Annotated in this window: 16 protein-coding genes and 1 tRNA gene; 16 read left to right on the forward strand and 1 reads right to left on the reverse strand. The window is 72.9% G+C overall.

Features of this window, described 5'->3' with window-relative positions:
* Positions 1 to 75: 75 nt before the first annotated feature.
* The 12 genes from KVS67_RS02035 (at position 76) to KVS67_RS02090 (ending at position 12,138) form a co-directional block, all read left to right on the forward strand.
* Positions 76 to 3,297 (forward strand): Rne/Rng family ribonuclease, encoded by a 3,222-nt coding sequence (locus KVS67_RS02035; protein WP_082836628.1) that lies wholly within the window; start codon positions 76 to 78, stop codon positions 3,295 to 3,297.
* A 232-nt stretch (positions 3,298 to 3,529) separates the two neighbouring features.
* Positions 3,530 to 3,835 (forward strand): 50S ribosomal protein L21, encoded by a 306-nt coding sequence (gene rplU, locus KVS67_RS02040; RefSeq protein WP_002853919.1) that lies wholly within the window; start codon positions 3,530 to 3,532, stop codon positions 3,833 to 3,835.
* Positions 3,836 to 3,886: 51 nt separating this feature from the next.
* Positions 3,887 to 4,144, forward strand: coding sequence for a 50S ribosomal protein L27 (gene rpmA, locus KVS67_RS02045; RefSeq protein WP_002853915.1), 258 nt, complete (start codon positions 3,887 to 3,889; stop codon positions 4,142 to 4,144).
* A 169-nt stretch (positions 4,145 to 4,313) separates the two neighbouring features.
* Positions 4,314 to 5,861: a GTPase ObgE gene (gene obgE / locus KVS67_RS02050; protein ID WP_063189578.1), complete on the forward strand. Its 1,548-nt coding sequence runs from the start codon at positions 4,314 to 4,316 to the stop codon at positions 5,859 to 5,861.
* Between the two features lie 3 nt (positions 5,862 to 5,864).
* Entirely contained in the window at positions 5,865 to 7,070 is a 1,206-nt protein-coding gene (gene proB / locus KVS67_RS02055) for a glutamate 5-kinase (RefSeq protein WP_063189580.1), read from the forward strand.
* A 73-nt stretch (positions 7,071 to 7,143) separates the two neighbouring features.
* Positions 7,144 to 8,493: a glutamate-5-semialdehyde dehydrogenase gene (locus tag KVS67_RS02060; RefSeq protein WP_063189581.1), complete on the forward strand. Its 1,350-nt coding sequence runs from the start codon at positions 7,144 to 7,146 to the stop codon at positions 8,491 to 8,493.
* 79 nt (positions 8,494 to 8,572) lie between these two features.
* Positions 8,573 to 8,794, forward strand: a complete 222-nt coding sequence (locus KVS67_RS02065; RefSeq protein WP_010078833.1) for a hypothetical protein — start codon at positions 8,573 to 8,575, stop codon at positions 8,792 to 8,794.
* 74 nt (positions 8,795 to 8,868) lie between these two features.
* Positions 8,869 to 9,516: a nicotinate-nucleotide adenylyltransferase gene (gene nadD / locus KVS67_RS02070; RefSeq protein ID WP_087113835.1), complete on the forward strand. Its 648-nt coding sequence runs from the start codon at positions 8,869 to 8,871 to the stop codon at positions 9,514 to 9,516.
* Positions 9,513 to 9,938 carry a ribosome silencing factor gene (rsfS, locus tag KVS67_RS02075; protein ID WP_002853902.1) on the forward strand — a complete coding sequence of 142 codons (426 nt, stop codon included), beginning with the start codon at positions 9,513 to 9,515 and terminating at the stop codon, positions 9,936 to 9,938. The genes nadD and rsfS overlap by 4 nt, the downstream gene beginning before the upstream one ends.
* Positions 9,939 to 9,951: 13 nt before the next feature.
* Positions 9,952 to 10,617, forward strand: coding sequence for a histidine phosphatase family protein (locus KVS67_RS02080; RefSeq protein ID WP_063189586.1), 666 nt, complete (start codon positions 9,952 to 9,954; stop codon positions 10,615 to 10,617).
* 122 nt (positions 10,618 to 10,739) lie between these two features.
* Positions 10,740 to 10,815: transfer RNA gene (locus tag KVS67_RS02085), tRNA-Ala, on the forward strand.
* 243 nt (positions 10,816 to 11,058) lie between these two features.
* Positions 11,059 to 12,138 carry a hypothetical protein gene (locus KVS67_RS02090; protein WP_063189594.1) on the forward strand — a complete coding sequence of 360 codons (1,080 nt, stop codon included), beginning with the start codon at positions 11,059 to 11,061 and terminating at the stop codon, positions 12,136 to 12,138.
* 96 nt (positions 12,139 to 12,234) lie between these two features.
* Here the strand turns inward: KVS67_RS02090 and KVS67_RS02095 are convergent, their stop codons facing one another.
* Positions 12,235 to 12,927 carry a TetR/AcrR family transcriptional regulator gene (locus KVS67_RS02095; RefSeq protein ID WP_063189596.1) on the reverse strand — a complete coding sequence of 231 codons (693 nt, stop codon included), beginning with the start codon at positions 12,925 to 12,927 and terminating at the stop codon, positions 12,235 to 12,237.
* 162 nt (positions 12,928 to 13,089) lie between these two features.
* On the opposite strand from KVS67_RS02095, the gene KVS67_RS02100 reads away from it, so the two are divergent.
* From KVS67_RS02100 to KVS67_RS02115, 4 genes are all read left to right on the forward strand, one after another.
* Complete coding sequence (locus KVS67_RS02100; protein WP_063189598.1) at positions 13,090 to 14,622, forward strand: NAD(P)/FAD-dependent oxidoreductase; 1,533 nt, start codon at positions 13,090 to 13,092, stop codon at positions 14,620 to 14,622.
* Positions 14,623 to 14,648: 26 nt separating this feature from the next.
* Positions 14,649 to 16,310 (forward strand): APC family permease, encoded by a 1,662-nt coding sequence (locus tag KVS67_RS02105; protein ID WP_063189600.1) that lies wholly within the window; start codon positions 14,649 to 14,651, stop codon positions 16,308 to 16,310.
* A complete protein-coding gene (locus KVS67_RS02110; RefSeq protein WP_063189602.1) occupies positions 16,307 to 17,692 on the forward strand; it encodes an NAD-dependent succinate-semialdehyde dehydrogenase in 1,386 nt (461 codons plus the stop codon). Before KVS67_RS02105 ends, KVS67_RS02110 begins: the two co-directional genes overlap by 4 nt.
* A gap of 198 nt (positions 17,693 to 17,890) precedes the next feature.
* Positions 17,891 to 18,202 (forward strand): hypothetical protein, encoded by a 312-nt coding sequence (locus tag KVS67_RS02115; protein ID WP_063189604.1) that lies wholly within the window; start codon positions 17,891 to 17,893, stop codon positions 18,200 to 18,202.
* The last annotated feature ends 162 nt before the right edge of the window (positions 18,203 to 18,364 follow it).

An 18,364-nucleotide genomic window follows, 5' to 3' on the forward strand; every position in this document is an offset into this window, starting at 1 on the left:
AACGCGGCCGGCGGCGGACGCGGACACGCCGGGCGGCGGCGAGTGTGGCGTCGTCGGTCGGCGGGAGGTGCTGCCATGGCGGCCAACAACGAGGACACGACCCGCGCAGACGAACGCGTGGAGGAGACGGCCGCGCAGGCCGTGACGCAGACCGCAGCGGACACCGCCGCCGGGGCGGTTCAGCCGGAGCGGACCCCCGCGTCCGACGACGCCGCGGACGCGCCCGAGGAGCCGAGCGCGCCGACGCTGCAGGTCGACCCGACCGACCCGTTCGCCGTGCCGGCGAACCTGATCGAGGTCCTGCGCACCGAGACCACGTCCCGGCAGCGCTCCGAGGACGAGGACGCCGGAGAGTCCGAGGACCGGGTCGAGGGCGCCGTGGTCTCCCGGCGGCGCCGCCGACGCCGCCGCGGTGAGGTGGACATGGAGCTCGACGGCGGCGAGGCCGGCGATCCCGAGCACACCGTCACCCGCGTGCGCGCGCCGCGCCAGGTCGTCGGCACCGCCTCGGACACCGTCCAGAGCGTCAAGGGATCCACCCGGCTCGAGGCGAAGCGCCAGCGCCGCCGCGACTCCCGCTCGGGCGGGCGTCGCCGCACCGTGATCACCGAGGCTGAGTTCCTGGCCCGCCGCGAGGCCGTGGACCGCAAGATGCTCGTGCGCCAGCGCGACCAGCGCATCCAGATCGCCGTGCTCGAGGACGGCGTGCTGGCCGAGCACTTCGTCTCACACACCACGCAGGACTCGATGATCGGCAACGTGTACCTGGGCAAGGTCCAGAACGTGCTGCCGTCCATGGAGGCCGCGTTCGTGGACATCGGCCGCGGACGCAACGCCGTGCTCTACGCGGGCGAGGTCAACTGGGACGCCGCCCAGCTGGACGGCAAGCCGAGGAAGATCGAGAACGCGCTCAAGTCCGGCGACACCGTGCTCGTCCAGGTCACCAAGGACCCGGTGGGCCACAAGGGCGCCCGCCTGACCAGCCAGGTCTCCCTGCCCGGCCGCTACCTCGTGTACGTGCCCGGAGGCTCGATGACCGGCATCTCCCGCAAGCTGCCGGACGTGGAGCGCTCGCGTCTGAAGAAGATCCTCAAGGACCACCTGCCGCAGGACGCCGGCGTGATCGTGCGCACCGCGGCCGAGGGCACCTCCGAGCAGGAGCTGCAGAACGACATCAACCGTCTGCGCGCCCAGTGGGAGGGCATCCAGGAGAAGGCGTCCGGCACCAAGGTGCTCGCCCCCGAGCTGCTCTACGCCGAGCCGGACCTGACCATCAAGACGGTCCGCGACGTCTTCAACGAGGACTTCTCCGCCATGCTCGTGCAGGGCGAGGCCACGTGGGACAACATCGAGGCCTACGTGACCTACGTGGCCCCGCACCTGCTGGACCGGTTGCACCACTGGGTGCCGGAGGACCACGACGGCGAGGACCTGTACGCCACCCACCGCGTGGACGAGCAGCTCCACAAGGCGCTCGAGCGCAAGGTGTACCTGCCCTCCGGCGGCTCGCTCGTGATCGACCGCACCGAGGCCATGACCGTGGTGGACGTGAACACCGGCAAGTTCACGGGCTCCGGCGGCAACCTCGAGGAGACCGTCACCAAGAACAACCTCGAGGCCGCCGAGGAGATCGTCCGGCAGCTGCGCCTGCGGGACATCGGCGGCATCATCGTCATCGACTTCATCGACATGGTGCTCGGGGCCAACCGCGACCTCGTGCTGCGCCGTCTCGTGGAGTGCCTGGGCCGGGACCGCACGAAGCACCAGGTCGCCGAGGTGACCTCGCTCGGCCTGGTCCAGATGACGCGCAAGCGCATGGGCACCGGGCTCGTGGAGGTGTTCTCGGAGACCTGCGAGCACTGCGCCGGCCGCGGCATCCTCATCCAGGACACCCCCGTCGAGCGGGGCCGCTCCGGCGGTGAGCAGCGCGGCGAGGCGGAGGGCCGCCGTCGTCGCCGGCGCCGGGGCAACGGCGAGGGCGAGCACACCCACGCCGCCGCGGCCACGACGACGGGCGCCGAGCACGCCGACTCCGAGGACGAGCGGCAGCGCCGTGAGCGGGCCGAGGCCGCCCGGGTCGCCCTGCACTCGATCGCGAAGGCCTCCGGCAAGGTGGCCGAGGACGAGGCCCCCGCCCAGGAGTCCGCCCCCGCCAAGCAGGCGGCGGACGCCGCCGAGGACTCCGCGGCCGAGGCCGTCGAGGCCGCGTCGGCCGGGCCCGCGGAGGCCGGGCAGCCGGCCGGGACGGACGAGGAGGAGACGCCGCGTCGCCGGCGTCGTCGGGGCCGCCGCCGCGGCCGGGGCCGCACCGAGGAGTCGGCGGACACCGGCGCCGAGGACGCGGGCTCCGAGGATGCCGCGCGGTCGCACGACGATGGGCTCGCCGAGTCCGCCGGTCAGCCCCGTCAGACCGAGGAGGAGGCCGCCTCCGAGGCCCCTGGGGCCCCTGAGCACCAGGATCCGGTCGTGCAGGCCGAGGAGGCCGTGGCCGCCGTCGCGGAGCCGGAGGCCGATGCCGAGGCCGAGCCCACGGAGGATGCGGCCGAGCAGGGCGACCGCCCGCGCCGGTCCCGGCGTCGCCGGGGTGGCCGTGGCCGGTCCCGGCGGGACGGCGAGGCGGCCTCGACCGAGACCGACGCCGAGGACCAGGGCGCGGAGCGCGCCACGCCGTCGCGACACGACGCCGCGGACGCCGAGTCCTCGGCGGCCGCGCCCGCGGAGGACGCATCGGAGCCCGTGCCCGCCGAGGATGCCCCGGTGCCCGTGCCCGCCGAGGATGCCCCGGCGCCCCGGCGCCGCCGGTCCCGCCGGGCCTCGAGCGACGGCGTCGTCCGTCCGGCCGCCGGTGCGGACGCGTCCGCCGAGCGGACGGCCGACCGCACGGACGCGGCTCCGGTGGAGGCCACCGAGCCCTCGCCCGAGGAGTCCACGGACGCCACCGAGGTCCACGAGCAGCCCGCCGCCCCGGCCGCCGTCGAGGAGGCCGTGATGGTGGAGCCTGCGGCGACCGACCCGACGGCGGAGCCCTCGGCGGACGCGGAACAGGCGTCCGCCGCGGACGCCCCGGCCGAGGCCCCGACCGCCCCGGCGCCCGGATCGCCGCGCCGGCGCCCGCGTCGCGCCGTGTCGTCCGACGGCGTCCACGTCCAGGTCCAGGCCGCGCCCGGCGGCACCCAGGGCGGCCGCTTCACCGCGGCCGTGGCCGAGGCGTCCACCCCCGCCGAGCCGCAGGGTGCCGCCCCGGTGATGCTCGGCGTCGGGGTGAAGGCCGCCGACCTGGCCCGGCGCGGCCGCTGACCGTCGTCGGTGCCGCCGCCCCGGGCCCGCCCCGGGCGGCGGCGACGCGCCGACACGCCTCTGTTTGGTCCGGACGCCCGGCAGCGAGTATGCTGGACCATCGGTGTTCACCGCCCGCACGCTCCCGCATGTCCCGGTGAGGGACCGCCGGACCCGGACGCAGCCGCGGTCGAGGTGCGGGCGAGCAGAACCCGATCTGATCCATTGAAACGTCGAGAGAAGTGAGTCCCAAGTGGTGTACGCGATTGTCCGCGCTGGCGGCCGCCAGGAGAAGGTTTCCGTCGGAGACCTCGTTACCCTCGACCGCGTTCCCGCTGAGACCGGTGGCTCCGTCGAGCTGCCCGCTCTGATGCTGGTGGACGGGGACGAGGTCAAGGCTGGCGCCGATGCCGCCGGTGTGAAGGTGACCGCCGAGGTCGTCTCCCACTCCCGTGGCAAGAAGGTCGTCATCATGAAGTACAAGAACAAGACCGGCTACAAGAAGCGCCAGGGCCACCGCTCTGAGCTGTCCACGGTCAAGATCACCGGGATCGCCTGAGCCGTCACCGGCACCGGCGAAACCGAGCATCCGAGAGGTTAGGCAACAGCAATGGCACATAAGAAGGCCGGCAGTTCCTCGAAGAACGGCCGCGATTCGAACCCGCAGTACCTCGGCGTCAAGCGCTACGGCGGCGAGGACGTCAACGCCGGCGAGATCATCGTCCGCCAGCGTGGCACCAAGTTCCACCCGGGCCGCAACGTCGGCCGCGGCAAGGACGACACCCTCTTCGCGCTGTCCGCGGGCTCCGTGGCCTTCGGCCAGCGCCGCGGCCGCAAGGTCGTGGACATCGTCCCCGCCGCGGAGTGATCTGACACTCGTGCGGTCTGCGTGCGGACCCTCGCCCGGCGAGGACACCCGCACCCCCTGACGCCCCGGCGGGGGCGGGCCCGGCATCCACCGGACCCGCCCCCGCCGTCGGCGTCTCCGGCCCCTGGGCCGTCTGAGTCCGATCCCTCCAGCCCCTAGGAGCACTCCCATGGCAGCCTTCGTGGACCGCGTGGTCCTCCACCTCACCGCCGGCAACGGCGGGCACGGGTGCGTCTCCGTGCATCGCGAGAAGTTCAAGCCCCTGGGCGGCCCCGACGGCGGGGACGGCGGCGACGGCGGCGACATCACCCTCGTGGTGGACTCGCAGACCACCACGCTGCTGGACTACCACCACGCCCCGCACCGGTCCGCCGAGAACGGCCAGCCGGGCATGGGAGACCACCGCGAGGGCAAGAACGGCCAGTCGCTCGTGCTGCCCGTGCCGGACGGCACGGTGGTCAAGGACGAGCAGGGCAACATCGTGGCCGACCTCGTGGGGGAGGGCGCGACCTATGTCGCCGCCGCCGGCGGTCAGGGAGGCCTCGGTAACGCGGCTCTGGCCTCGGTGAAGCGCAAGGCGCCCGGCTTCGCGCTGCTCGGCCTGCCGGGGGAGAGCCGGGACCTGACCCTCGAGATCAAGACCGTGGCGGACGTCGCGCTCGTGGGCTTCCCCTCGGCCGGCAAGTCCTCCCTCATCGCGGCCCTGTCTGCGGCCCGTCCCAAGATCGCGGACTACCCGTTCACCACGCTCGTGCCCAACCTCGGGGTCGTGCAGGCCGGCGACGTGCGCTTCACCGTGGCCGACGTCCCGGGCCTGATCCCCGGTGCCTCGGAGGGCCGCGGCCTCGGCCTGGAGTTCCTGCGTCACGTCGAGCGCTGCGCCGCGCTCGTGCACGTCCTCGACTGCGGCAGCCTCGAGTCCGACCGCGACCCGATCGCCGACTTCGAGGCCATCGAAGCCGAGCTCGAGGCCTACGCGGTGGAGCCCGTCTTCTCCCAGGGCGGGGAGGGCGTCGTGCCGCTGAACGAGCGGCCCCGCCTCATCGCCCTGAACAAGACCGACCTGCCCGACGGCGCCGCGATGGCGGACATGGTCCGCGACGAGCTCGAGGGCCGCGGCCTGCGGGTCTTCGACATCTCCGCGCTGGCCCGCGAGGGCCTGGACGCCCTCAAGTACGCCATGGCCGAGCTCGTGGCCGAGGCCCGTTCCCGGGTGGTCGAGCCCGCACCGGCCGCGCCCGTCGAGGTGCCGCGCCGGCATCGCCGCCGTGGCGAGCGGGCCGAATTCACGATCCGCCGCGAGGAGCGCAACCTCGAGCCGCTGTTCCGCGTGCGCGGCGAGAAGCCCGAGCGGTGGGTCGCCCAGACGGACTTCCAGAACGACGAGGCGATCGGCTACCTTGCGGACCGGCTCCAGCGGGCCGGCGTCGAGGACGGCCTGTTCAAGGCCGGTGCGAAGCCGGGCGACGCCGTCGTGATCGGCGACGACGTCACGGGCGTCGTCTTCGACTGGGAGCCCACGCTGTCCGCGGGAGCCGAGCTGCTCGCCGGGCCCCGTGGCACCGACCTGCGGCTCGACGAGCGCACCCGCGCGACCCGCGCGGAGAAGCGCGCCGAGCAGGATGCCCGCCGGGCCGCCCGTGCGGCGACCCGGGCCGAGATGGAGGCCGAGCGACGCTCCGGCCTGTGGAACGACACCGACGATCGAGAGGGATGATCCATGTCCGTGCGGCGCACCGTCGTCACCCGCTATCCGACCCCCGCCACGCGCGGCTCCGAGGACCCGCGGGCCAACCCCGTGACCTCGCGGGAGACGATGCAGGCCGCACGCCGGGTGGTCGTGAAGATCGGCTCGTCCTCGTTGACCACCCCGGACGGCCTGGACGTGGAGGCCATCGACCGCCTCGTGGACGTCCTCGCCGCGGAGCGGCAGAGGGGCACCCAGGTGGTGCTCGTGTCCTCCGGTGCCGTCGCGGCCGGCTTCCCCCACCTCGGACTGGGCCGACGCCCCAAGGACACCGCCACCCAGCAGGCCTCGGCGGCGGTCGGCCAGAGCAAGCTCATGGCGCACTACACCACGAGCTTCGGCCGGCACGACACCGAGGTGGCCCAGGTGCTGCTGACCGCCGAGGAGCTCATGCGGCGCACCCAGTACACGAACGCGCACCGCGCTCTGTCGCGGCTGCTCACGCTCGACGTGATGCCGATCGTGAACGAGAACGACGCCGTGGCCACGCGCGAGATCCGCTTCGGTGACAACGACCGCCTCGCGGCCCTCACCGCCAACCTCTGCAAGGCGGACCTGCTGGTCCTGCTCTCGGACGTGGACGCCCTCTACACGGGCCACCCCTCGAACCCGGACGCGCGGCGCATCCCGGAGGTCACCTCGGACGACGATCTGGCCGGCGTCGACGTGCGTGTGCCCGGTTCCGCGGGCGTGGGCACGGGCGGCATGGTGACCAAGGTGGACGCGGCCGGCATCGCGGCCACCACCGGCATCCCGACCCTGCTCACCTCGGCCGTGAACGCGGGCGCCGCGTTCGCGGGGGAGGACGTGGGCACGTGGTTCTCCGCCACCGGCCGCCGCCGGTCCGCACGCGCGGCGTGGCTCGGCCTCACGGCGGAGGTCCGGGGCCGGCTCGTCATCGACGACGGCGCGGTGGCCGGGGCGATCGACCGCGGCCGCTCCCTGCTGGCCGCGGGCATCACCGGCTGCACGGGCGACTTCACGCCGGGCGACGTCGTCGAGATCGTGGACGCGCACGGCCGGGTGCGGGCGCGCGGCCTCGTGCAGTACTCCTCGTCGCAGCTGCCCGGCATGCTCGGGCGGACGACCGCCGACCTGCGCGAGGACCTCGGCGCGGGCTACGACGGCGTCGTCGTGCACGCCGACGACTGGGTGCGCCTGGCTCCGCCGCAGCGCTGACCGGCACGGGCCGCGCCCGCGGCGACGGGCCGGGGCCTCGTGCCTCGTCCGGGGTGCTCGATAGGCTGGAGGCATGCAGACCCCCGAGAGCACCGCACCCCAGGACCAGTCCGGCCGCCAGGACGCCGAGGCGCCGACGCCCGAGGTCGAGGAGGCCGTCCGCCAACGGGCTGAGTGGGCGCGTCAGGCCGTGCCCGAGCTGGCCACCGCCGGCCGCGTCCGCAAGGACGCCGTCCTGCGCCACATGGCCGAGGCCCTGCGCGCCAACGCGGCCGCGATCATCACGGCCAACCGCGAGGACCGCAGCCGCGGCCGCGAGGCCGGCACCTCGGCGGCCATGCTGGACCGCCTCAAGCTGGACGAGGCGCGCGTCGAGGCACTGGCCCTCGCCCTGGAGACCCTGGCCGGCCTGCCGGACCCCGTGGGCACCGTGGTCCGCGGCGGCCCGCTGCCCAACGGCGTGCGGATGAGCCAGGTGCGGGTGCCCCTGGGCGTCGTGGGCGCCGTGTACGAGGCCCGTCCGAACGTCACGGTGGACATCGCCGGCATCGCCCTGAAGTCGGGCAACGGCGTGATCCTGCGCGGCGGCTCGGCCGCGGAGTCCACCAACGCGGTCCTGATCCAGGTGCTGCGGGAGGCGCTCGTGGACCAGGGCTTCGACCCCAACATCATCCAGGGCATCGACGACCTCGGACGTCCCGGTGTCGCCGCCCTGATGGCCGCCCGTGGCGCGGTGGACGTCCTCGTCCCGCGCGGCGGCCGTGAGCTGATCCAGCGCGTGGTCCGTGAGGCCCGGGTGCCCGTGATCGAGACGGGTGAGGGCAACGTGCACCTGTACGTGGACGCCTCCGCACCCAAGCAGATGGCGGTGGACATCGTGCTCAACTCGAAGACCCACCGCACCTCCGTGTGCAATGCGGCCGAGACCCTGCTGCTCCACCGGGACGCGGAGGAGGTGGGCCGAGAGGTGCTGCGCGCCCTCACTCGTGCCGGCGTGCTGCTGCACGTGGACGAGGCCGCGCGGGCCTGGCTGCCCACGCTCGCCGACCGCGGCGACCACGCCCGGGACGCCGTGGACGCCACCGAGGAGGACTGGGGCACCGAGTACCTGGACATGGAGATGGCCGTGCGCGTCGTGGACTCCCTCGACCGGGCGATCGAGCACATCGGCCGGTGGTCCACGGGCCACACCGAGGCCATCGTCACCAACGACCTGGCCGCGGCCGAGCGGTTCATCACCCAGGTGGACGCCGCGGCCGTCATCGTGAACGCGTCCACGCGCTTCACCGACGGCGGCGAGCTCGGCCTCGGCGCCGAAGTGGGCATCTCCACCCAGAAGATGCACGCCCGCGGGCCCATGGGCCTGGAGGAGCTCACGACCACCAAGTGGATCCTGCGCGGCGACGGGCAGATCCGCCGCTGAGCCGGGCTACGATGGACACCAGGACCCCTTCGGCCCGGCCCCGGCCCGGCCGTCTGACCCGCTGCACCGAGGAGCATCCATGCTGAACACCTCCCTGATCCTGGCCGCCGCCGAGGGCCACCACGTCGTCAACGAGCTGCCGATGGACCCCATCTGGTACGGCCTGCTCGTCTTCGCGCTGCTGATGGCCGCCCTGGCCGCCACCATGTCCATGCGCTCCCGCGCGCTGCGCCTGCCCGAGCCCACCACCGCGGTCCAGCACCACGGCACCGGCCGCGGCTCGCACACCTCCGGTCACTGACGTCTCACCGGCCCGCCGCGTCGTCGCCCCTGCCGGGGGCTGCGTGGCGGGCCGTCCGTTCGTCTCCTGAGCGCATGACCGTCGCCTCCCGCACCCCCGTGCCCGCGCCCACCGCCGGGGGCGCGCGCCGTCGTCGCCTCGGCATCATGGGCGGCACCTTCGACCCGATCCACCATGGGCACCTCGTGGCCGCCTCCGAGGTGGCCGCCGAGTTCGAGCTGGACGAGGTCGTCTTCGTCCCCACGGGTCAGCCGTGGCAGAAGTCGGACCGGCAGGTCTCCCCGGCCGAGGACCGCTACCTCATGACCGTGGTGGCCACCGCCTCCAACCCCCGGTTCACTGTCTCCCGCGTGGACATCGACCGCCCCGGCGCCACCTACACCGTGGACACGCTGCGGGACCTGCGCCGCCTGCACCCGGACGCCGAGCTGTTCTTCATCACCGGCGCGGACGCGATGGGCCAGATCCTCACGTGGAAGGACGTGGACGAGCTCTGGGACCTGGCGCACTTCGTCGGCGTCACCCGTCCCGGCCACGACCTCTCGGACATGGGCCTGGGCGCCGACGTGTCCCTGATGGAGATCCCCGCCATGGCGATCTCCTCCACGGACTGCCGGGAGCGCGTCCGCCGGGGCCGGCCCGTCTGGTATCTCGTCCCGGACGGCGTCGTCCAGTACATCGCCAAGCACCACCTCTACGTCTCGGAAGAGGAGACCTCGTGACCGTTCCCCAGACCACCCTGGACGCCCTCACCACCGCCGCGGCCGCCGCCGCGGACAAGCTCGGCACGCACATCGTCGCGTTCGACGTCGCGGAACGGCTCGGCCTCACCGACGCCTTCCTGATCGCCTCCGGCGCCTCGGAGCGTCAGGTCAACGCGATCGTCGACGGCGTCGAGGAGGCGCTGCTGAAGGACGAGCAGCTCAAGCCGCTGCGTCGCGAGGGCCGGTCCGACGGCCACTGGGTGCTGCTCGACTACGGGCACTTCGTGGTGCACGTCCAGCATCGCGAGGACCGCGAGTTCTACGCGCTGGACCGCCTGTGGAAGGACACCCCGGCGATCGACCTCGGCCTGCCGGAGGAGAGCACCCGCCCGGACGCGGCCGCCCAGGACGACGGCGCCTCCGCCTCGCACGCCTCCTGAGCGGGGCCGCGAGATGCGCCTGATCCTGCTGCGTCATGGCGAGACCGACTGGAACGCCCTGGACCGCTACCAGGGGCACACGGACATCGAGCTGAACGCCGAGGGGGAGCGCCAGGCGCGCCGCGCCGCCGGCGGGCCCGTGGGCGAACTGATCGAGGACGCGGAGGAGCTCGTGGCCGTGTGCTCCCCGCTGGCCCGGGCGCGCCGCACGGCCGAGATCGTGCTCGAGGCCCGGGTGGGCGCGGCGCCCGTGGCCGTCGACCCGGAGCTGATGGAGCTGGCCGGGGGACAGTGGGAGGGCCTGGAGCTCAGTGCCATCGCGGAACGCTGGCCGGACGAGCACCGCCTCTGGCGGGCCGAGCCGGCGCTCGACGCCGGTCCCGTCGGCGGGGAGACCCTGCGCGGGGGCGGCGAGCGGGCCCTGCGTGCGCTGCGCGGACACGTGCCCCCGCACTGGGCGGACACCCCGCGCGACGGTGGCGCCCACACCCTGCTCGCCGTGGCCCACGGTGCGCTGATCCGCGCGGCCACGGGGCTGCTCCTGCGTCACGAGGGCGAGGCCTTCGCGGCGATGGAGCGGATCGGCAACGCCCGCGCCGCCGTGCTGCAGGGCGCGTTCACTCCCGACACCGGGGCCGAGGGCTGGGGCGACTGGACCCTCGAGGGCTACAACATCTGAGGGCGCCTCGGCCCGGACGCCGATTTGGCGCCCGCGCGGGGGACCGTGTACGCTGGTCGAGTTGCCAGCGAGGCGAACGGGCCGGAAACGGCGCGTGAACATCGCGGGTGACGCCCACATCTGGGGGTATGGCGCAGTTGGTAGCGCGTCTGCATGGCATGCAGAAGGTCAGGGGTTCGAATCCCCTTACCTCCACCAGTCAGAAGGCCCGGTCCGTGCGGACCGGGCCTTCGTCGTCGTGACGGCCAGCTCGCCGTCGAGACCCGCCGGTCACGGCCGGGTTGCGGTCCAGCGTCGATCACGCATCGACGTCGCACAGCTCTTTCACGGCAGGCTCTGGGCGGACAGACTCGAGGCGTCCCCACCCGTGGAGCCCGGAACACCGGTGCTGCAGAGGCGGGGGCCGCCGGCCCTGTCCGGCCGACTCAGTGAGGAGCTGCCATGTCCGTCATCCGTACCCGTCGTCCCTCCCTCCGTCACCTGCCCGCCGCCGTCGCCGCCGCCGGCCTCGTCACCACCGTCGCCCTCGCCGGCCCCGCCGCCGCCTGGGACGACGCCCACGGCCCCCAGTCCGGTTACTTCCAGGCCGTCGACCACGAGAACGTCACCACCGCCTTCTTCCAGACCTACGACGGCTACGACCCGGAGGACCTCACGCTCACGCTCACCCCGGTGGCCGAGGACGGCACCCGCCTGGAGGGCGGCCAGGAGGTCGAGTTCACCGCCCTGGACGTCATCGACGGCGGTGCGGTGGACGTCCTCGAGACCCGCCGCGCGCTCGGCGCGGCCGGCGCAGGCCTGGTGCGGTACGACGTCGTGGCCGACGGGCAGATGCTGAACATGGGCATCACGCTCCAGGCGGACACCGACCTCGCCGACGATCAGGGGGCGGCCGTGCATTCCGTCGACGGCCCCCAGGCGGCCCACCTCGGGGACCGGCCCCTGGTCTGGGACTCGGCCATGCAGTCGGCTCCCGGGGTGGAGGGCGCCGAGATCGTCCACCTGGTCGCCGCGCCGACGATGGAGAACACCTACGCGGCGGTCGTGTCCGAGCCGGCCCACGGCGAGGTCTTCGCGTTCCGTGACTCGGAGCACTCCGAGCTCCGTGCCTGGTACATCCCCGAGAAGGGCTTCGTCGGTACGGACACCTTCACCGTCGACTTCCACAGCGATCACGTCGCCCATGTCCAGACCGTCACCGTGCACGTCGGCGAGGAGATCCCCGCCGCGTACGACGGCTTCCTCGATGCCGAGGACGGCGTCCTCAACGGGAAGCCGCTCGACCTGACCGACCCGGACACCGCCGCGGCGCTCGCCGCGTTCCGGGGCGACGAGGCCGCCCCGGCTCCGGAGGACGAGGAGGAGCGGCCCGCTCCGGTCGAGGACGACGCCGACGAGCAGCACACGACCCCGGACACCGTCGAGACGGGGCAGTCCACCGGCTGGTGGCTGGCCGGCCTCGGCGCCGCCGCCGCGGGGGTGCTGGTCGCGGCCCGCCGTCGTCTGGGTCTGACCGACTGACAGCCCGCCGCACACAGATCCGTCGACGCGCCGCCCCTCTCACGCGGAGGGGCGGCGCGTCCGTGCCGGCATGACACGCGGCCGGCGGCCCGCGCGTCAGTCGCCGAGGCCCGCGAGCAGCAGGTCCAGTCCCTCTTCGAAGGGTGCGTCCGCGTACGGGTTCCGCGCCCCCGTCGCGCGCGTGCCCCCACCCGCCCGGAACGCCTCGGCGGCCGCGCCAAGCGCGGGCAGCCGCTCCTGCGCCCCCGCCACCTCGAAGATGTCGGCCGGAGCGTCGACGTCGTACGCAGACCCGTAGATGAACGACTCGAGCGCGATCACCCGGGCCAGCACCTGCTCCGGCGCCAGGCCGGTCCGGGCCAGCACCGCGCACACCGTCTCGTAGACCCGCTGCGTCGACGGGGCTCCCTCGATCGGCAGGGTGGCGATGAGCGGGATCAGCGGCGGATGGGCCGCGAAGACGTCCCGGTAGGAGCGCGCCCACGCCCGCAGGGCGGCGACGACGGGCGCCTCGCCCCGGATCGCGGCCTCCAACTCGGTGAGCGAGACCTCGCCCATCACGGCGTCCTGCAGCAGGACGAGCAGCTCATGTTTGCCGCGGATGTGGTTGTAGAGCGCGCTCGGCGCCACGCCCAGGCGACGGCCGACCGCCGCCATGGTGAGCCCTTCGTATCCCTCGGTGCGGGCGACCGCGAGCGCCGCGTCCGCGATCGCTTCGCGGCTCAGAGCGGGGGAGAGAGGTCGTCCGCGGCGGCGGCGCGTCCGGGGCGGTTCAGGGGTCTCGTCCATCCGGCCATTCTGACCCGTCGGACGGACAGGAGGTGTCAGGCCGGCCACGGACCGGCCTTCCCTTCCCGGCGCGCGGCCCGTACAGTGAGCGCCGACACTCTAAATGAACGGCATTCACCAGGGCTCTGCCCGATGCCCCGTCCCCGCCAGAGGAGCACCCCCATGACCACCGCCCCCGCCACCGTCGGCCGCGAGCGCCGGACGAGCGACGTCGTCGTGATCGGCGCCGGCCCCGCCGGCCTCATGGCCGCCCGCACCGCGAAGGCCCAGGGCCTGTCTGTCACCGTCCTGGAGGCGCGCCGGCGCGTCGGTGGCCGCACCTGGAATGGCCTGGTCGAGGGCACTGACGGCAAGGACCACTTCATCGAGATCGGCGGCCAGTGGATCTCCCCGGACCAGACCCGCCTCATCTCCCTGGTGGAGGAGCTCGGCCTGCCGACGTTCTCCCGCTTCCGTGAGGGTCGCAACGTCTATGTGGACCCGCGCGGAGAACGCCACGTCTACGACGGCCTCGACTTCCCGGTGGCCGAGAAGACGGACCGGGAGATGGATCGCCTGATCGCCAAGATCGACGAACTGACCGCAGAGATCGACGCCGCCGCCCCGTGGGAGCACCCGCGGGCCGCCGAGCTGGACAAGATCTCCTTCCGCCACTGGCTGGAGCAGCAGTCCGACGACCCGGAGGCCATCGACAACGTCTCCATCTACATCGCCTCCGGCATGCTGACCAAGCCCTCCCACACCTTCTCCATGCTCCAGGCCCTGCTCATGGCCGCCTCGGCCGGGTCGTTCCGCAACCTGGTGGACGAGGACTTCATCCTGGACAAGCGCGTCGAGGGCGGCATGCAGTCCGTGTCCCTGGCCATGGCCGCCGAGCTGGGCGGCGACGTCGTCCTCGGCCAGCCGGTGCGCACCCTGCGCTGGGCCGAGCCGGACCCGACCACCGCGGACGAGAAGAACGGGGTGGCCGCAGACGTGCGCAACGGCGTGGCGCACGACGGCGCCGCCGGCGACGTCGTGGCGCTCACTGACGACTACGAGGTGCACGCCCGCTACGCGGTCCTGGCCGTCCCGCCGAACCTCTACAGCCGCATCTCCTTCGAGCCGCCGATGCCGCGCGAGCAGCAGATCGCGCACCAGCACATCTCCATGGGCCTGGTCATCAAGGTGCACGCCGTGTACGAGACCCCGTTCTGGCGCGAGGAGGGCCTGTCCGGCACGTGCTTCGGCGGGGGCCGTCTCGTCCAGGAGATCTATGACAACACCAACCGCGGCGAGAACCTGGCCGGTGGCGCCCCGGGCGAGGAGGACCCGCACGGCACCCTCGTCGGCTTCGTGTCCGACGTGTACGCGGAGCAGATGTGGGCCCTGCCGGAGGAGGAGCGCAAGGCCGCGATCCTCGGCGCCATGGCCGAGTACCTCGGCCCCCGGACTCTCGAGCCGATCGCGTTCTTCCTCTCGGACATGGCCGCCGAGGAGTGGACCCGAGGCGCCTACGCCACCAGCTACGACCTCGGCGGGCTCTCCCGCTGGGGCCACCTCCAGAACCGCCCGACCGGCCCCATCCACTACGCGTGCTCGGACATCGCCGCCGAGGGCTACCAGCACGTGGATGGCGCGATCCGCATGGGCGAGGCCGCCGCCCTGGCCATCGCCGAGCGGGAAGCCACCGACGCGGGGCAGCCCACCGGCTGACCGGCCCCACGGACAAGGACATCCTCATGAGCGCATCCACCCCACGACGCCGCGTCGTCGACAGCGAGGGACACGAGCACGTGTACCCGACCACCTCCGCCATCGAGCAGGTCAACCTCCTCAACCCGGGAGGAGTGAGCAACAAGGGGCTCCAGGCCGGCAAGGTCGGCCTGCTCGGGGCCGTGGTGATCGGCGTCTCCGTCGTCGCCCCCGCCTACACGTTGACCTCGGGCCTCGGGCCGACCATCAGCACCGTCGGCACCCACGTGCCCGCGATCCTGCTGCTCGGCTTCATCCCGATGCTCCTGGTGGCCCTCGGCTACCGGGCGCTGAACACACGGGTGCCGGACTCCGGCACGTCGTTCACCTGGGCCACGCACGCCTTCGGGCCGTATGTCGGGTGGATGGGCGGCTGGGGGCTCATCGCGGCCTCCGTGATCGTGCTGTCCAACCTGGCGGCCGTCGCCGTCGACTTCACGTTCCTGCTGCTCGCCCAGATCACCGGGAGCCAGGCCATCGCGGACCTGGCCGGCAACCTGTGGGTCAACATCCCCCTGACCGTGGTGTACCTGGCCCTGGCCGGATGGATCTCGCACCGCGGCATGGAGACCACCAAGCACCTGCAGTACATCCTGGTGGCCTTCCAGATCCTGGCCCTCGGCGCGTTCGCCATCGCCGCCCTGACGCAGTCCTCCCGTGGTGCGGGCTTCGACCCCACCCCGGTGCAGCTGGACTGGTTCAACCCGTTCACCGCGGGCGACTTCAGTGTGGTCGCGGCCGGCGTCTCCCTGTCCATCTTCCTGTTCTGGGGCTGGGACGTGACCCTCACGATGAACGAGGAGACCAAGGACCCCGAGCGCACCCCCGGCCGGGCCGCCGCCGTCACCGTGTTCGTCATCATCGCCGTCTACATCCTGTCCGCCCTGGCCGTGATCTCCTGGGCGGGCATCGGCTCCGAGGGCCTGGGCGCGGGCAACCCGGACAACCAGGAGTCGATCTTCGCGGTCCTCGCCGGCCCGATCCTGGGCCCCTTCGCCGTGATCATGTCCAGCGCGATCCTCGTCAGCTCCCTGGCCTCCCTGCAGTCCACCATGGTCTCCCCGGCCCGCACCCTGCTGGCGATGGGCTTCTACCGGGCCGTGCCCGCGCGCTTCGCCGAGCTGAGCCCCCGGTTCAACAGCCCGGCCTTCGCGACTTGGGTGTGTGCGGGCTTCGCCGGCCTCTTCTACGTCGTCACGCGGCTGCTCTCCGAGAACGCCCTGTGGGACACCATCACCGCCCTGGGCCTGATGATCTGCTTCTACTACGGCATCACCGCCCTGGCCTGCGTCTGGTACTTCCGCCGCGAGTGGTTCACCTCGGTGGGCAACGCCCTCACCACCTTCCTGTTCCCGCTGATCGGCGGCCTCGTGCTGCTGGTGATGTTCTGCGTGACCGCGCTGGACTCCACCGACCCCGACTACGGCTCCGGCTCCTCCGTGTTCGGTGTCGGCACCGTGTTCATCCTGGGCATGGGCGTGCTGGCCATCGGCGTGGTACTGATGATGTGGACGCGGTTGCGCCACCCGGCCTACTTCCGAGGCGAAACCCTGCCGCAGACGGACTCGACCCGACCCATCCCGATCATCCGTCCGGACGACGACGGCACTGCCGTGGTCCGGGACCCCAACGAGAGGACCCACTCATGAGCACCCCCACCGGCTATCGCGTGCAGGACCCCAGCACCGACCAGGTCGTGGAGACGTTCCCCGCCCTCGCAGACGGTGAGGTCGACCAGGTGCTGGCCGCCGCCGAGACCGCCCAGCGCGCGTGGGCCGCCCGCCCCATCGAGGAGCGCGCCACCATCGTGCAGAAGGTCGCGGACCTCTTCGAGGAGCGCAAGGACGAGCTCGCGCAGATCATCGCCACCGAGATGGGCAAGCGCGTGACCGAGGGCGTCGAGGAGGCGGAGTTCAGCTCGGCCATCTTCGGCTACTTCGCAGAGAAGGGCCCCACCCTCGCTGCGGACCGCCCCATCGAGACCTTCGAGGGCGGCCGCGCCATGATCCGCCACCTGCCCCTGGGTGTGCTGCTGGGCGTCATGCCGTGGAACTTCCCGTACTACCAGATCGCCCGTTTCGCCGCGCCGAACCTCATGCTCGGCAACGCGATCGTGCTCAAGCACGCCGAGATCTGCCCGCGCTCGGCCCTGGCCGTGCAGCAGATCATGGACGACGCCGGCGTGCCGGCTGGCGTGTACACCAACGTCTTCGCCACGCACGACCAGATCGCCGAGTTCATCGCCGACCCGCGCGTGGCCGGCGTCTCCCTGACCGGCTCCGAGCGGGCCGGCTCCGTGATCGGCGCGCTCGCGGGCCAGCACCTCAAGAAGGCCGTCCTCGAGCTCGGCGGGTCGGACCCGTACATCGTGCTCGACGCCGAGGACCCGGCCGAGGCCGCCCGCACCGCGTGGGCGACCCGCATGTACAACATGGGCCAGGCCTGCAACTCCAACAAGCGCATGATCGTCTCGGCGGACATCCATGACGCCTTCGTGGCCGAGCTGGTGTCCCTGGCCGAGGCCATGAAGCCCGGGGAGGCCGCCGACGAGGACCCGACGGTCTTCACCCCGCTGTCCTCGCGCGGTGCCGCCGAGGGCCTGGCCGAGCAGGTGGAGCGGGCCCGTCAGCAGGGCGCGACCGTCCACGTCGGCGGGACCGTCACGGACGAGGCGGGCGCCCGCTTCGCCCCGGCCGTGATCACGGGCGTCACCTCCGAGATGGACGCCTACCGCGAGGAGCTCTTCGGCCCCGTCGCCGTCGTCTACAAGGTGGAGTCCGCGGACGAGGCGCTCGCCCTCGCCAACGACTCCCAGTACGGCCTGGGCGGCGCCGTGTTCTCCCAGGACGAAGCCCAGGCCGAGCGGGTCGCCCGGCAGCTCGAGGTCGGCATGGCCAACGTCAACACGCCGGCGGGCGAGGGGGCGGAGATCCCGTTCGGCGGCGTCAAGCGCTCCGGCTTCGGCCGCGAGCTCGGCCCGCTCGGCATGGACGAGTTCGTCAACAAGCAGATGTACTTCGTCCAGGACTGACACCCCACGACGACGACGGGCCCGCCTCCGATGACCGGAGGCGGGCCCGTCCGCGTTCCGCCGGCGTGGCGGGAGCGATGGGTCAGCGACGCGCCTGTCGCACAGCGGGTTCTAGGCTGGCGCGCCCTTGTCCCTTCAACCGGGGCGCGGCCATCATGGACCGGATCCCCGTCGAGAACTGCAGAATCGAGATGTCTGATGTACCCCACCCCGATGACCTTCGACGTGGCACGCGCCGGCCGCGCGCTCGCCCAGGTCAGTGTCCGCACCCTGGCCACCGCGGCCGGTCTCGAGAAGGAGCAGCTGCGCCGCTTCGAGAAGGGGCTGGCCGACCTGCGGGTGGACGAGCGTCTGCGTCTGGAGAAGGCCCTGCTGAAGTACGGCGTCGGGCTGGTCCCGGAGGACGAGTTCGGCGGCACGGGGGTCCGCCGGATCTTCACCGCCGAGAAGTCCCGGCGCATCGAGGCCATGGAGAACGAAGGCGGCCCCGCGTACGAGGACGACATCTGAGTCCTCCGCCGACAGGCGGACGGCCCCGCATCCCGGGCAGGGATGCGGGGCCGTCGTCGTCGGTCCGCCGGTGGGGGGGGGTCCGGCGGACTGCAGCGCGTTCGTGGCCTCGCTCAGGCCCTCCTTGGGGGGGGCTTCACCCATGGTCAAAGGCGGGTCGGA

It is taken from the genome of Micrococcus sp. GbtcB5, assembly GCF_019091605.1.
In the GTDB taxonomy this organism is placed as follows: Bacteria; Actinomycetota; Actinomycetes; order Actinomycetales; family Micrococcaceae; genus Micrococcus; species Micrococcus luteus.